Annotated in this window: 12 protein-coding genes; 10 read left to right on the top strand and 2 right to left on the bottom strand. The window is 71.7% G+C overall.

The window, feature by feature from the left end; genetic code table 11:
* The first annotated feature begins 57 nt into the window (after positions 1–57).
* The 7 genes from P3G67_RS32280 (at position 58) to P3G67_RS32250 (ending at position 9,168) form a co-directional block, all read left to right on the top strand.
* Positions 58–954 (top strand): TatD family hydrolase, encoded by an 897-nt coding sequence (locus P3G67_RS32280; RefSeq protein ID WP_276096666.1) that lies wholly within the window; start codon positions 58–60, stop codon positions 952–954.
* Positions 955–1,072: 118 nt separating this feature from the next.
* On the top strand, positions 1,073–2,416 hold the full coding sequence (locus tag P3G67_RS32275; protein ID WP_276096665.1) for a resuscitation-promoting factor: 1,344 nt from the start codon (positions 1,073–1,075) through the stop codon (positions 2,414–2,416).
* Between the two features lie 29 nt (positions 2,417–2,445).
* A complete protein-coding gene (gene rsmA, locus P3G67_RS32270; RefSeq protein WP_276096664.1) occupies positions 2,446–3,342 on the top strand; it encodes a 16S rRNA (adenine(1518)-N(6)/adenine(1519)-N(6))-dimethyltransferase RsmA in 897 nt (298 codons plus the stop codon).
* Positions 3,339–4,262, top strand: coding sequence for a 4-(cytidine 5'-diphospho)-2-C-methyl-D-erythritol kinase (locus tag P3G67_RS32265; RefSeq protein ID WP_276096663.1), 924 nt, complete (start codon positions 3,339–3,341; stop codon positions 4,260–4,262). Before rsmA ends, P3G67_RS32265 begins: the two co-directional genes overlap by 4 nt.
* A gap of 101 nt (positions 4,263–4,363) precedes the next feature.
* Complete coding sequence (locus P3G67_RS32260) at positions 4,364–6,166, top strand: ABC-F family ATP-binding cassette domain-containing protein (protein WP_269855718.1); 1,803 nt, start codon at positions 4,364–4,366, stop codon at positions 6,164–6,166.
* 170 nt (positions 6,167–6,336) lie between these two features.
* On the top strand, positions 6,337–8,166 hold the full coding sequence (locus P3G67_RS32255) for an outer membrane protein assembly factor BamB family protein (RefSeq protein ID WP_276096662.1): 1,830 nt from the start codon (positions 6,337–6,339) through the stop codon (positions 8,164–8,166).
* Positions 8,167–8,499: 333 nt separating this feature from the next.
* Positions 8,500–9,168 (top strand): response regulator transcription factor, encoded by a 669-nt coding sequence (locus P3G67_RS32250; RefSeq protein WP_276096661.1) that lies wholly within the window; start codon positions 8,500–8,502, stop codon positions 9,166–9,168.
* A 144-nt stretch (positions 9,169–9,312) separates the two neighbouring features.
* Here the strand turns inward: P3G67_RS32250 and P3G67_RS32245 are convergent, their stop codons facing one another.
* Both P3G67_RS32245 and P3G67_RS32240 read right to left on the bottom strand, forming a co-directional pair.
* Entirely contained in the window at positions 9,313–9,597 is a 285-nt protein-coding gene (locus tag P3G67_RS32245; RefSeq protein ID WP_269855721.1) for a hypothetical protein, read from the bottom strand.
* A gap of 18 nt (positions 9,598–9,615) precedes the next feature.
* A complete protein-coding gene (locus tag P3G67_RS32240; RefSeq protein WP_269855722.1) occupies positions 9,616–11,304 on the bottom strand; it encodes a sodium:solute symporter family protein in 1,689 nt (562 codons plus the stop codon).
* A 235-nt stretch (positions 11,305–11,539) separates the two neighbouring features.
* Here P3G67_RS32240 and galT point away from each other — a divergent pair, with 235 nt between their 5' ends.
* Genes galT through galK form a run of 3 tightly spaced genes read left to right on the top strand, consistent with a single transcriptional unit; the run spans position 11,540 to position 14,798 of the window.
* The gene (gene galT / locus P3G67_RS32235) at positions 11,540–12,676 is read left to right on the top strand and encodes a galactose-1-phosphate uridylyltransferase (protein WP_276096660.1); all 1,137 of its coding nucleotides are present in this window, start codon (positions 11,540–11,542) and stop codon (positions 12,674–12,676) included.
* Positions 12,673–13,659: a UDP-glucose 4-epimerase GalE gene (gene galE, locus P3G67_RS32230; protein WP_276096659.1), complete on the top strand. Its 987-nt coding sequence runs from the start codon at positions 12,673–12,675 to the stop codon at positions 13,657–13,659. The genes galT and galE overlap by 4 nt, the downstream gene beginning before the upstream one ends.
* Positions 13,656–14,798, top strand: coding sequence for a galactokinase (gene galK, locus P3G67_RS32225; protein ID WP_276096658.1), 1,143 nt, complete (start codon positions 13,656–13,658; stop codon positions 14,796–14,798). Before galE ends, galK begins: the two co-directional genes overlap by 4 nt.
* Positions 14,799–14,821 lie beyond the last annotated feature (23 nt).

Here is a 14,821-nt window from a genome sequence, read left to right as displayed (position 1 = left end):
CCCGGCCGCCCCCTCCCGCGTACCGCCTCCGGACGCCGCGTCCGTAGACTCCGGGGCATGGCGGCACAGGAAACCCCCAGGCAAGACACGACGGCGGCTCCGCCGCTTCCGGAGCCGTTGCGGGTTCCGGTCGCCGACTCGCACACCCACCTGGACATGCAGGACGGCACCGTCGAGGAGGCGCTGGCCAAGGCCGCCTCGGTCGGCGTCGACACCGTCGTACAGGTCGGCTGCGACCTCGCCGGATCGCGCTGGGCGGCCGAAACCGCGGCCGCCCATGAGAACGTGCACGCCACCGTGGCGCTGCACCCCAACGAGGCCCCCCGCATCGTGCACGGCGACCCCGACGGCTGGTCCCGGCAGGGCGCCAGGCAGCCGGGCGGCCTGGCCGCCCTCGACGCCGCGCTGGAGGAGATCGCCGGCCTCGCCGCGCTACCGCAGGTGCGCGGCGTCGGAGAGACGGGCCTGGACTACTTCCGTACCGGCCCGGAGGGCGTCGAGGCGCAGACCTACTCCTTCCGCCGCCACATCGAGATCGCCAAGCGCCACGACAAGGCGCTGGTCATCCACGACCGCGAGGCGCACGCGGACGTGCTGCGGGTGCTGGAGGAGGAGGGCGCGCCGCGCACCGTGGTCTTCCACTGCTACTCCGGCGACGAGCGGATGGCCAAGATCTGCGCCGAGGCCGGGTACTACATGTCCTTCGCGGGCAACATCACCTTCAAGTCGGCCCAGCCGCTGCGCGACGCGCTCACCGTGGCGCCGCTCGACCTGCTGCTGGTGGAGACCGACGCGCCGTTCCTCACCCCCGCGCCGTACCGGGGGCGGCCCAACGCGCCCTACCTGATCCCGATCACGCTGCGGGCGATGGCGGCCGTCAAGGGCGTCGAGGAGGACGAACTGGCCGCGGCCGTCGCCGCCAACACCGCCCGGGCGTTCGGCTATGCGCCGTAATTCGCCCCGGCCTCACCGATTTTCACTACACAGGGTGACATGACGGCTTTGGAGAGTGGCCGCGGGGTTCGCTAGGGTCCTCCTCCCGAGCAAGGGGAGCCGGACCTGTGGAGTCTTCGTGAGCAGTTCGCAGGGCAGTCATCGAGGGGGCCGAGGCACCCGCGTCGCACCCCGGCCCGCCCCGCCGCCCACCGACCTGGCGGGCGGCACCGCCACCACCGTGCTGCCTCGCCAGACCCCCTACCCGACGCCGTACGAGCCGTACGGGACCGGCCCGTACGAGGGGACCCGCGCCGCGGCCCGGCACAACCGCAAGGCCGCCGCCCGCGCCGCCACCCGCGGCACCGGGCGGCGCAGACGCGCGGCACGACCCGACCCGCTGCGCCAGCTGCTGCCCCGGATGCTGGTGGTCGCCTTCCTCACCGGCGGCACCTACGCCTACCTCAGCGGTGAGAAGGACGTCGAGCTGACCGTCGACGGCACCCCGCACACCCTGCGCACCTTCGCCGACGACGTGCCCGAACTGCTGCGCCAGCAGCACATCCCGGTCGGGGACCACGACACCGTCGCCCCCGGCCCGTACGCCGGACTGCACGACGGCGAGGACATCGCGGTGCGCCACGGCCGCCCGCTCAGCCTCACCCTCGACGGCGAGCGGCACCAGGTGTGGACCACCGCCCGCACCGTCGACGAGGCGCTGCGGCAACTCGGGGTGCGCGCCGAGGGAGCGCACCTGTCCACCGCCCCCGACGCCCCGATCGGCCGGTCGGGCCTGCGGCTCGACGTGCGCACCGAGCGGACCGTGACGTTCCTGGCCGACGGCCGGGAGCACACCGTGCGCACCAACGCGGCCACCGTGCGGCAGGCGGCGGCCGAGGCGGGGATCGCCTTCGGGCCGAAGGACACCACCTCCGTCGACCCCCGCAGTTTCCCGCGCGACGGCCAGACCGTCTCCGTCATGCGGATCACCGGCCGCACCCAGGTGCGCGAGGAACCGATCCCGTTCCACACCGTGCGGCAGCCGGACCCCGCCCAGTTCAAGGGCACCGAGGTGGTGGTGATCCCCGGCGAGGTCGGGGTGCGCCAGGTCAGCTACGAACAGCGCACCGTCAACGGCGTCAAGGACAAGCCCCGGCAGACCGGCTCCCGGGTGCTGAAGGAACCCATCGACGAGGTCATCGCCGTCGGGACCAGGCCCCAGCCCACCTCGGTCGCCGGAGCCGACGGCCTCAACTGGGCGGGCCTGGCCCGCTGCGAGGCGGGCGGACGGCCCAACGCCGTCGACCCGTCCGGCACCTACGGCGGCCTCTACCAGTTCGACACCCACACCTGGCACGCCCTCGGCGGCACCGGACGGCCGCAGGACGCCCCCGCCGCCGAGCAGACCTACCGCGCCAAGAAGCTGTACGTACGCCGCGGCGCCAGCCCCTGGCCGGTCTGCGGCCACAAGCTGATGTCCTAGCGGCTCCCCGGCGCACGTAAACTTTTGCGGTGAGCTCCAGCCCCCGTACCACCCCAGCCGCCGACGAGCCAGGGCCGCTGCTCGGCCCCGCCGACATCCGCGAACTGGCCGCCGCGCTGGGCGTACGCCCCACCAAGCAGCGCGGCCAGAACTTCGTCATCGACGCCAACACGGTGCGCCGCATCGTGCGCACCGCCGATGTACGGCCCGACGACGTGGTGGTCGAGGTCGGGCCGGGGCTCGGCTCGCTGACCCTGGCGCTGCTGGAGGCCGCCGACCGGGTCACCGCGGTGGAGATCGACGACGTGCTGGCCGCCGCGCTGCCCAGCACCATCGCCGCCCGGCTGCCGCACCGCGCCGACCGCTTCGCGCTGGTGCACCGGGACGCGATGCGGGTCGCCGAACTACCCGGACCGGCGCCGACCGCGCTGGTCGCCAACCTCCCGTACAACGTGGCCGTTCCGGTGCTGCTGCACATGCTGGAGACCTTCCCGACCATCGAACGCACCCTGGTGATGGTGCAGTCGGAGGTCGCCGACCGGCTCGCCGCCACCCCCGGCTCCAAGGTGTACGGGGTGCCGTCGGTCAAGGCCAACTGGTACGCGGAGGTCAAGCGGGCCGGTGCCATCGGCCGCAACGTCTTCTGGCCCGCACCGAACGTCGACTCGGGCCTGGTCTCCCTGGTACGGCGGGACCAGCCGCCGAAGACCACGGCGACCCGCGAGGAGGTCTTCGCGGTGATCGACGCGGCCTTCGCCCAGCGCCGCAAGACGCTGCGCGCGGCGCTCGCCGGATGGGCCGGATCGGCCGCCGCGGCCGAGGCGGCGCTGACCGCCGCCGGGGTCTCGCCGCAGGCCCGCGGCGAGTCCCTGACCGTCGAGCAGTTCGCGAGCATCGCCGAGCACAAGGGGGCAGCAGCCCAGTGACCGCACCCGTCGTCGTCCGCGCGCCCGCCAAGGTCAACGTCCAGCTGGCCGTGGGCGGTCTGCGCCCGGACGGCTTCCACGACCTGGCCAACGTCTTCCTCGCCGTCGGCCTGTACGACGAGGTGACGGCCACCCCGGCGGACCGGCTGCGGATCACCGCCGCAGGCCCGGACGCCGACCAGGTGCCGCTGGACGAGAGCAACCTGGCGGCCCGCGCCGCGCTCGCCCTCGCCCGGCGGTACGGCATCCCGGCGGACGTGCGGCTGCACATCGCCAAGGACATCCCGGTGGCGGGCGGCATGGCGGGCGGCAGCGCGGACGCCGCGGCGGCACTGCTGGCCTGCGACACGCTGTGGGGCACCGGCGCCTCCCGAGCCGAACTCCTCGACATCTGCGCCGAGTTGGGCAGCGACGTGCCGTTCAGCCTGGTCGGTGGCGCCGCGCTGGGCCGGGGCCGGGGCGAACTGCTCGAACCCCTGGAGACCGGCGGTACGTTCCACTGGGTTTTCGCGGTCGCCGACGGCGGACTGTCCACCCCGGCGGTCTACCGCGAGTGCGACCGGCTGCGGGAGGACTCCGGCCACGGGTACACCGCGGCGGACCTGCCCGACCCGCAGCCGTCCCCGCGCCTGCTGGAGGCGCTGCGCACCGGCGACGCCCCCGCGCTCGCCGGCGCGCTGTCCAACGACCTGCAGCCCGCCGCGCTGTCGCTGCGCCCAGCGCTGGCCGACACCCTGCGCACCGGCACCGAAGCGGGCGCCCTCGCCGCCCTGGTCTCGGGCTCCGGCCCCACCTGCGCCTTCCTGGCCGAGGGCGCGAACGCCGCCAAGGCGGTGGCCGAGGCCCTCATGGCTTCCGGCACCTGCCGCACCGCCCGGGTGACGTCAGGCCCGGCCCCCGGCGCAACGGTGCTGGGCTAGGGGCTGGGGCCCGCCCGGGCTCCCCGACGGACGCGAGACGAACACGACCGCGCGCCTGAGTACGCTGGAAGGCCGACCCAGTCGTCCATACCTGGAGAGAAATGGCCGTCAACCTCATCAACGTCGAGTCCATCGGCAAGGTGTACGGAACCCGCACCCTGCTCGACGGCACGAGCCTCGGCGTCTCGGAGGGCGACCGCATCGGCGTGGTCGGCCGCAACGGTGACGGCAAGACCACCCTCATCCGCATCCTGACCAAGCTGGAGGAACCGGACCGCGGCCGGGTCACCCACGTCGGCGACCTTCGGCTCGGCGTCCTCACCCAGCACGACTCGCTCGACCCGGCGGCCACCATCCGGCACGAGGTGCTCGGCGACCTCGCCGACCACGAGTGGGCGGGCAACGCCAAGATCCGCGACGTGCTGACCGGTCTGTTCGGCGGCCTCGACCTGCCCGGTTTCGCCCAGGGCCTGGACACCGTCATCGGCCCGCTGTCCGGCGGCGAGCGCCGCCGCATCGCGCTGGCCCAACTGCTCATCGCCGAGCAGGACCTGCTGGTGCTGGACGAGCCCACCAACCACCTCGACGTCGAGGGCATCGCCTGGCTCGCCGAACACCTCCAGGCGCGCCGCTCCGCGCTGGTGTGCGTCACCCACGACCGCTGGTTCCTCGACCAGGTGTGCACCCGCATGTGGGACGTACAGCGCGCCGAGGTCCACGAGTACGAGGGCGGCTACTCCGACTACGTCTTCGCCCGCGCGGAACGCGAGCGCCGCGCCGCCTCCGAGGAGGCCAAGCGGCAGAACCTGGCCCGAAAGGAGCTCGCCTGGCTGCGCCGCGGCGCTCCGGCGCGTACCAGCAAGCCGCGGTTCCGCATCGAGGCGGCCAACGAGCTGATCGCCGACGTGCCGCCGCCGCGGGACTCCGCCGAGCTGATGAAGTTCGCCAACTCCCGGCTCGGCAAGACGGTCTTCGACCTGGCGGACGTGACCGTCACTGCCGGTGAGAAGGTGCTGCTCAAGCACCTGACCTGGCAGCTCGGCCCCGGCGACCGGATCGGCCTGGTCGGCGTCAACGGCGCGGGCAAGACCTCGCTGCTGCGCGCGCTGGCCGACGCCGCGTACACGGAGGGCGACAAGCAGCCCGCGGGCGGCAAGGTGGTCGTCGGCAAGACGGTCCGGCTCGCCTACCTCTCGCAGGAGGTCGCCGAACTCGACCCGACCTGGCGGGTGTTGGAGTCCGTGGAGCAGGTGCGGCAGCGCGTCGACCTGGGCAAGGGCCGTGAGATGACCGCCTCGCAGCTGTGCGAGCGGTTCGGCTTCACGAAGGAGAAGCAGTGGACCCCGGTCGGCGACCTCTCCGGCGGTGAGCGGCGCCGACTCCAGCTGCTGCGGCTGCTGATGGACGAGCCGAACGTGCTGTTCCTGGACGAGCCGACCAACGACCTGGACATCGAGACCCTCACCCAGCTTGAGGACCTCCTCGACGGCTGGCCGGGCTCGATGGTCGTCATCAGCCACGACCGCTACTTCATAGAGCGCACCACCGACCGGGTCTTCGCGCTGCTCGGCGACGCGACGTTGCGGATGCTGCCGCGCGGCATCGACGAGTACCTGGAGCGGCGGCGCGCCGCGATCGAGGCCGCCGCGGCCCCCGCCGCGTCCGCGGCGCCCGCCAAGCCCCGGTCGTCGGGGGCCGACGCGCGCGCCGCGAAGAAGGAGCTCCAGAAGATCGAGCGTCAACTCGACAGGATCGGCGAGAAGGAGGCCAAGCTGCACGCCCAGATCGCCGAGAACCCGACGGACTTCGAGAACGTCGCCAAGCTGGACGCCGAGTTGCGTGGACTGCGCGATGAGCGTGAGGAGTTGGAGATGCGCTGGCTGGAGCTGGCGGACGAGGTGTAAAAGGCTCGTGGAGGCGGGCGGCGGGGGCATAACGGCGACGTCACGTGCACGGACCGGCCCGGCGTCCGCTTGGCGCCGGGTGATACAAAAGGTGCCCGCTTGAGCCCAAGCGTCACCTAGTACGAGGCCCGTGCCGCGGGCCTAGTGAACGATCACGGGGGAAACCGCTCATGTCCCAGCCGCCTGACGGTACCGGAGGCTCCGGCGCGCCGGAGCGCGCACCGCACGAGATGCCAACCCAGCTCGCGGGCGCGGCGGTTCCGCCCCCGCCCGCCGGCCAGCCCCCGCAGGTCCCGCCGCCCCCGCCCGCGGCCCCGGGCCAGCCGGTCCCGCCGCCTCCGCCGCCGGTGCAGAGCCAGGTCCCGCCGCCCCCGCCCGCGGCCCCGGGGCAGCCCCCGCAGGCTCCGCCGATCGCCGGGGGTCAGCCGCAGTACGGCTATCCCGCGCCCGGCTACGGCTATCCGCAGCAGCCCCCGTCCCAGGGCGGCCCGAACCCGTACCAGCAGCCGTCGCCGTACGGCTACCAGCAGTCCCCGTACGCGCAGCAGCCGCCGACCCAGCCGATGCCGCAGCAGGGCTGGGGCGGCAACCCGTACGGGCAGCCGCAGCAGCCGCCCTTCCCGGCGCAGCCCGGCGGTGGCTCCGGCGGTCGGCTGTCCGGCGGCAGGCTGGCCGCGCTGATCGCGGGCATCGTCGCGGCGGTGCTGGTGGTCGGCGGCGGTGCCTACCTGTTGACCTCGGGTGGCAGCAAGCCCAAGTCGGCGGCCAAGGGCGGCGGTTCGGGGAACAGCGGTGACAACGCGCCGCACAACTCCGCGGGCAAGGTCGCCTGGACGGTGCCCGCGCCTAACGTGACCAAGCAGCAGAACATCGCCCCCACCCCGGGCATGTGGTTCAGCGGCGGTGACGTCGTCAAGCAGACGCCGACCGGCGTCACCGCGTACGACCTCGGCTCCGGCCAGCAGCAGTGGACGGTGCCGTCTCCGGAGGGCGACACCTGCGACGCCGCGACCGACATCGTCAACGACAAGATCGCCGTGCAGTACGGAACGCACTGCGAGAACGTGATGGTCGTCGACGCCTCGACCGGCAAGCTGGCGTGGAACAAGCCGCTGGGATTCACCAGCAGCCTCCTGATGTACACCGACATGGCGATGAGCGGCGATGTGCTCGCGGTGGAGGCCGAGGAGCAGACGGTCTCGTTCCAGGTGAGCACCGGTAAGCCGCTGTGGCACTCGGACAACGGCTCCGACGCCCATGACAAGGGCTTCGCCGGTGGCTCGCAGATGGTCGAGGTGTACTACAACGGCGACAACCAGGAGAACAACAACCACGTCTCGCTGATCGACCCGATGTCCGGCAAGCCCAAGTGGACCTGGGACGCCCCGGCGGGTACGGAGGTGGTCAGCGTGATCTCGGTCAACCCGGTGGTGGTCGGTATCGGGGCGGGCGACATGACGATGACCGACGTCTGGGACGTCGACGGCGGCCGTCTCGGCGGCAAGATCTCGTTGGGCAAGAGCGGTTCCGACCAGGGCAAGTACGCGATCCGGTGCCCTGCCGACAAGATGACCCCCTGCAACAACGTGGCCGTCTCCGGCAACACGCTCTACATGGCGACCAGTCAGCACTCCGGCAGCGGCTCGGTCTCCAGCACCAACGAGATCGCGGCGTTCGACCTTTCCAACGGCAGCGGCAAGTGGCTGTCCAAGAGCGCTGACGCGCCGATGCAGTTGGTGAGCGTGGACGGCAACTCGGTGATCGCGTACCAGATGTCCGGCTTCGAGAACGCGGGCAAGGTCCTCAAGGCCGACACGTCCAGCGGCGCGCTGTCCACCTACACCACCTTCGACGACTCCACCGCGCAGCAGGAGCGCGACCTGGACTCGGCGGGCCTGGGCGACTCCGACTTCGGCTGGCACAACAACACCCTGGCGATCGGGATGTCGCAGATCTACAGCGGCGGTCTGGAGAAGTACCTGGTGGGTGCCCTGCACTGACCCTGGCCCACCCGACGGCCGCCCGGCCGCCCGCACCCCGAGTGCGCGCGTACGGGCGGCCGTTGGCGTTGGAGTTGACGGTTACGGGTTCCACTCTGTCGACATCCGACAAAACCAAACTCTCTGTCGCATGTTCCGAACCGATCCGGACGGTTTCGGGCATGAACCGGCCAGGAAGGGAGGGATTTTCGGTATGCGGGGGATGCTTCTGACGGGTATGGGGCGCGGTATCTCGAACAAGCGTGTAGCTTCCGGGGCTATACCGGGGCCGCAGGGGGGTGTGGCGTGGGCGGGACGCCGGGAGGGGCGCGTGGGGAATGGGGGAGTGCCCACATGGGCGTACGGATCGTGGTGGTGGACGACCACCGGTTGCTCGCGGAAGCCTTGGCCTCCGCGCTGAAGTTGCGCGGGCACCGTGTGCTGGCGGCCGGTGCGCCGAGTTCGAGCGCGGCGGACCTGGCGATCGGGCGGGCGCCCGAGGTGTGCCTGATGGGCACGTCCACGCCCGCCGAGCCGGGGGTGTTCGACCCGGTGACGCGGATCAAGCGGGAGCGTCCGGCGATCGCGGTGATCGTGCTGGGGCCGGTGCCCAATCCGCGCGGCATCGCCGCGGCGTTCGCCGCCGGGGCCTCCGGATATGTGCGCCACGACGAGCGGATCGAGGGCGTGGAGCGGGCGATGGCCAAGGCGCGGGCCGGGGAGGTGGCGGTGGCGCCGCAGTTGCTCCAGACGGCGTTCGCCGAGCTGCTGCACCCCGCGGCGGAACCCGACGACGAGGGCAGCAGGCTGCTGCAGATACTGACCCCGCGCGAGGTCGAGGTCCTGGTGCGGGTCGCGGAGGGTGAGGACACCCGCCTGATCGCCGCCGGGATGGGCATCGCCCCCAGTACGGCCCGCACCCATGTGCAACGCGTCCTGATGAAGTTGGGCGTGGGCTCCCGCCTGGAGGCGGCGGCCCTGGCCGCCCGCACGGGCTTGCTGGACCGCGCCTCCGGCGGCTAGGCGGGGGTCGCTCCGAAGACGCCGGCTCGCCGTCGCGGCGGAAGGAGACCCGCCGCCGCGACGGCGAGCGGCCACGAACCCGCAGTGGAGCCCGGCGGTGCCGAACCGGCCGTCACCCGAACCGGAACTCGGCCGGACGGCGCGCTAGTTACCGTCATCCGCCCCCTGCGCGGGCGCGGGCGTGGGGCTGAGCCGCAGCCAGAGCAGGAAGGCCGCGCCGAGCACCAGCATCCCGACTCCGGTCCACAGGTTGATGTTGATCCCCTGCGCCTTGCGCAGGTCCGCGTCGGACGCCGTGATCCCGGCGATCGTCACGATCACCCCGTAGACCGCGAACAGGCCCCCGATGATGCCCCGTATGTCGAACAGCCGCGCCGCGGTGGCGGACCGGCGCTCCAGCTCCTCGACCTCGTGCTGGTAGTCACTCATGATGCTGCGCTCCTGGACCTAGAACGAGAACGGGACGTACAGGGCCGCGGCGATGACCAGCGCGGCGGTGCCCAGCAGGGCGGGCCTGCGGTACCAGGCCTCGTCACCGGCCGCGGGCGGCTCCTCCATGCCCGGGGAGCGGGTCCCGTACACCAGCCCGGCGAGCTCCTCGACGGGCTTCGGCCTGGTGAAGACGCTGACCGCCACCATGACCACCGCTCCGGCGACGAACCCGACGATCGCCGAGACGAAGTTGGCGCCCTGGTCGCTGGGGATGGCGATGACGTGCTGCTTGTAGATGTAGAAGTAGTTGACCATCGCCGCGACGGTGCCCGCCAGCAGCCCCCAGAACCCGGCCTGCGCGGTGGTCCGCTTCCAGAACATGCCGATGATGAAGACCACGAACAGCGGCACGTTGAAGAACGAGAACAGCGTCTGCAGGTACGCCATGATGTTGCTGAAGCTGGACGCCAGGAACGCGGTGCCGATGCTGGCCAGTACCCCGATGACGGTGATGACCCGGCCGAACCGCAGGTAGTACGCGTCCGACTCGCCGCGCTTGACGTACCGCGACCAGATGTCGTTGGTGAACACGGTGTTGAACGAGGAGACGTTGGCCGCCATGCCCGCCATGAACGCGGCCAGCAGTCCGGTCACCGCGATGCCCAGCACACCGTTGGGCAGCAGGTCCTGCATCAGCAGCGGGATCGCGTCGTTGTAGGTCAGCGACGAGCCGGGTGTGCCGATCTTGGGCACGATGGCCGCCGCGATCAGCCCGGGTATCAGCACGCCGAACACGATCAGCACCTTGGGGAAGGCCGCGATCAGCGGGGTGCGCCTGGCGGCGGAGAGGTTCTTGGCGGACAACGCCCGCTGCACCTCGGCGAAGTTGGTGGTCCAGTACCCGAAGCTGAGCACGAAGCCGAGTCCGAGCACGATGGTCAGCCAGTTGGCGCCCAGCGGATTGCCGTGGCCGATGCCGGTGCCGCCCCAGGCGGTCATGAAGTCATGGCCGTGGGTGCGGTCCAAGGTGGTGGTCAGGCCGTGCCAGCCGCCGACCCGCTTGAGGCCGACGACGACCAGCGGGATCAGCGCGGCGAGGATCACGAAGAACTGCAGCACCTCGTTGTAGATCGCGGAGGACAGTCCGCCGACGGTGATGTAGACCAGCACGAACAGCCCGGCGACCAGGATCGCCACCCAGGTCGGCCAGCCCAGCAGCGCCTGCACCACGATCGCCATGGCGTACAGGTTGACGCCCGCGATCAGCACCGCGGACAGGGCGAACAGCACCGAGCTGAGCAGATGCGCCTTGGGGTCGAAGCGGTGCAGCAGGAACTCCGGCACCGAGCGCACCTTCGAGCCGTAGTAGAACGGCATCATCACCAGGCCGAGGAAGACCATGGCGGGGATCGCGCCGATCCAGTACCAGTGCACGGTGTACACGCCGTACTGCGCGCCGTTGGCCGCCATGCCCAGGATCTCGGTGGCGCCGAGGTTGGCGGCGACGAACGCCAGGCCGGTGATCCAGGCGGGCAGCGACCGTCCGGACAGGAAGAAGTCGAGGCTGGTCCTCACGCTGCGTTTGGCGGCGAAACCGATGCCGAGGACCACGGCGAAGTAGATCACCAGGATCGCGTAGTCCAGTCCGTTGGTGGGGAGCCGAAGCCCATCGGCCAGGTATGGCAGAGGTGGTCTCGCTGGCATAGGTGGTCTCGCTTCTGGCGGCGGGTGGGTGGACGGAGTTGCCTGAACGTAACGCCGGATGTTTGGAAAATGAACAGGCCTGGTGGAGTTCTTTGTTGGATCGTGATCGGACGCTTCTCGCTGCGGAGGGGGTTCGGGGGTTTCACCCCAAATGCTTCGATCCTTGCGTTGACGCGGTCGGTACTGTTGGGTCATGCTTCATAATGTTTGATTTTGTTGATGGAGGAGTCTTCGGGTGAAGAAGACGACGACCCTGCTCGCCGACGGTCGCGAACTGGTCCACTACGACGCCCGCGACGACGTGTCGCGCGACGCCGTCGACCAGCGCCCGCTCGAGCCCACCGCCACCGCGTCCGAGATCCGCCACGACCCGCTGCTGGACGAGTGGGTCGCCGTCGCCTCCCACCGGCAGACCCGCACCTACCACCCGCCTGCCGACGCCTGCCCGCTGTGCCCCTCCCGGGACGGACGGCACAGCGAGATCCCGGCCGCCGACTACGACGTCGTCGTCTTCGAGAACCGCTTCCCCTCGCTGACCGGCGGACCAGGCCCGCTCACCGCCGACGGCCCCGGCGGCCTGCTCGCCCACCGCCCCGGCGCCGGACGCTGCGAGGTGGTCTGCTTCACCCCCGACCACGACGCCTCCTTCGCCGACCTCACCCCCGACCAGGCCCGTCTCGTCCTCGACGCCTGGACCGACCGCACCGCCGAACTGTCCCAACTCCCCGGCGTCCAGCAGGTGTTCTGCTTCGAGAACCGCGGCCGGGAGATCGGCGTCACCCTCAGCCACCCGCACGGCCAGATCTACGCCTACCCGTTCACCACCCCCCGCACCGCCCGCATGCTGCACAGCCTCGCCGCCCACCGGGAACGCACCGGCGGCAACCTGTTCGACGACGTGCTGGCCGCCGAACGCGCCGACGGCAGACGGGTAGTGCTCACCGGCGACCACTGGACCGCGTTCGTCCCGCACGCCGCGCACTGGCCGTACGAGGTCCACCTCTACCCCAACCGCCGCGTCCCCGACCTGCTCGGCCTGGACGAGGCCGCCCGCGCCGAGTTCCCGCACGTCTACCTGGAACTGCTGCGCCGCTTCGACCGGATCTTCGGCACCGGCGAGCCCCCCACCCCGTACATCTCCGCCTGGCACCAGGCGCCCGTCGACCACCTCGACCGCCGGGACTTCGCCCTCCACCTCGAGCTTTTCACCGTCCGCCGCACTTCCGGCAAGCTGAAGTTCCTCGCCGGTTCCGAGTCCGGCATGAACGTGTTCATCAACGACGTCCCCCCGGAGGCCGCCGCCGCGCGGCTGCGCGAGATCGCCACCCGGGGACACCACAGCCAGGGCGAGAAGGCAGGGCAGCAGCAGTGACCAGCAGCGACAGCAAGGTTCTCGTCACCGGCGGAGCGGGCTACATCGGCAGCGTCGTCGCCGCCCACCTGATCGAGGCCGGACACCGGGTCACCGTCCTCGACGACCTGTCCACCGGGCACCGCCAAGCCGTCCCCCAGGCCGCCGAGTTCATCGAGGGCCGTGTCCAGGACGCCGCCGACATCCTCGACCCCTCCTACGCCGCCGTACTGCACTTCGCCGCCTTCTCCCAGGTCGGCGAGTCCGTCGCGCACCCCGAGAAGTACTGGCGCAACAACGTCGGCGGCAGCCTCGACCTGCTCGACGCCATGCGCCGGGCGGACGTGCGCGCCCTCGTCTTCTCCTCCACCGCCGCCACCTACGGCGAACCCGTGCGCACCCCCATCACCGAGACCGACCCGACCGCCCCCACCAGCCCCTACGGAGCCTCCAAACTCGCCGTCGACCACATGATCGGCGCCGAGTGCGCGGCCCACGGCCTGACCGCCGTCTCCCTGCGCTACTTCAACGTCGCGGGCGCCCACGGACGGTACGGCGAGCGGCACGACCCCGAGTCCCACCTGATCCCGCTGGTCCTGCGCGTCGCCTCGGGCAGGCGCGAGTCCATCGCCGTCTACGGGGACGACTACCCCACCCCCGACGGCACCTGCGTGCGCGACTACATCCACGTCGCCGACCTCGCCGAAGCCCACCTGCTCGCCCTGCGCGCGACGTTGAACGGCGACGTCCAGCGCGGCGAGCACCTCATCTGTAACCTCGGCAACGGCAACGGCTTCTCCGTCCGCGACGTCATCGACACCGTGCGCAAGACCACCGGACACCCCATCCCGGAAGTCGTCGCCCCCCGCCGGGCGGGCGACCCGGCGGTACTCGTCGCCTCGGCCGAACGCGCCCGCACCCGGCTGGGCTGGAAACCGTCCCGCACCGACCTCGCCTCGATCGTCCGCGACGCGTGGGAGTTCGCGAAGGAGCACGCACCGTGACGCACACCGAGTTCCGCAGGGTCTACCAGGCCGACCCCGAAGGCATCTGGACCGCCCCCGGACGCGTCAACCTCATCGGCGAACACACCGACTACAACGACGGCCTGGTGATGCCCTTCGCCCTCCCGCACACCACCTCCGCCGCTGTCTCCCGCCGCACCGACGGCCTGCTGCGCCTGCACACCGCCAACGAACCGTCCGCGCCGGTGGCCGAACTGCGCGTCGCCGACCTGGAACCCGCGACCGTGGCGGGCTGGACGGCCTACCCGGCGGGCGTGGTGTGGGCGCTGCGCGGCGCGGGCCACGCCGTCACCGGCGCCGACATCCACTACGACAGCACCGTCCCGGTGGGCGCGGGCCTGTCCTCCTCCGCCGCGCTGGAGGTCGTCACCGCACTCGCCCTGTCCGACCTGTACCAACTCCAGTTGTCCGGCTGGCAGTTGGCGCGACTGTGCCAGCGCGCCGAGAACGTGTTCGTCGGCGCCCCCACCGGCATCATGGACCAGACCGCCGCCGCCTGCTGCCAGGCCGGGCACGCCCTGTACCTGGACACCCGCGACCTGTCGCAGCGGCAGATCCCCTTCGACCTCGCCGCCGAGGGCCTACGGCTGCTCGTCATCGACACCCGCGTCAAGCACGCCCACAGCGACGGCGCCTACGGCGAACGCCGCCGCGGCTGCGAACAGGCCGCCGCGAACCTGGGCGTGGTGGCGCTGCGCGACATCGCCCACGACGAACTCGACGCCGCGCTCGGGCGGTTGGCCGACGAGGAGCAGCGGCGGCTGGTACGGCACATCGTCACCGAGAACCACCGCGTGGAGCAGGTCGTCGCCCGCCTGGAAGCGCGCGAGACCCGCGCCATCGGCCCGCTGCTCACCGCGGGGCACGCCTCGCTGCGCGACGATTTCCGCATCTCCTGCGCCGAGTTGGACCTGGCCGTGGAGGCGGCACTGTCCTGCGGCGCGCTGGGCGCCCGGATGACCGGCGGCGGCTTCGGCGGCTCGGCCATCGCCCTGGTCGAAGAAGCCATCGCCGACAAGGTCGGCGAAGCGGTCACCGCCGCCTTCGCCACCGCGGGGCACCCCACGCCGCGGGTGTTCACCGCCGTACCCAGCGCGGGCGCCCGCCGCCTCGCCTGAGGCGACACCCGAACCCCTGTCTC

Origin of the sequence: Streptomyces silvisoli (assembly GCF_029269905.1) — a bacterium.
GTDB lineage: Bacteria > Actinomycetota > Actinomycetes > Streptomycetales > Streptomycetaceae > Streptantibioticus_A > Streptantibioticus_A silvisoli_A.
This window is presented reverse-complemented; position numbering and strand designations above follow the sequence as displayed.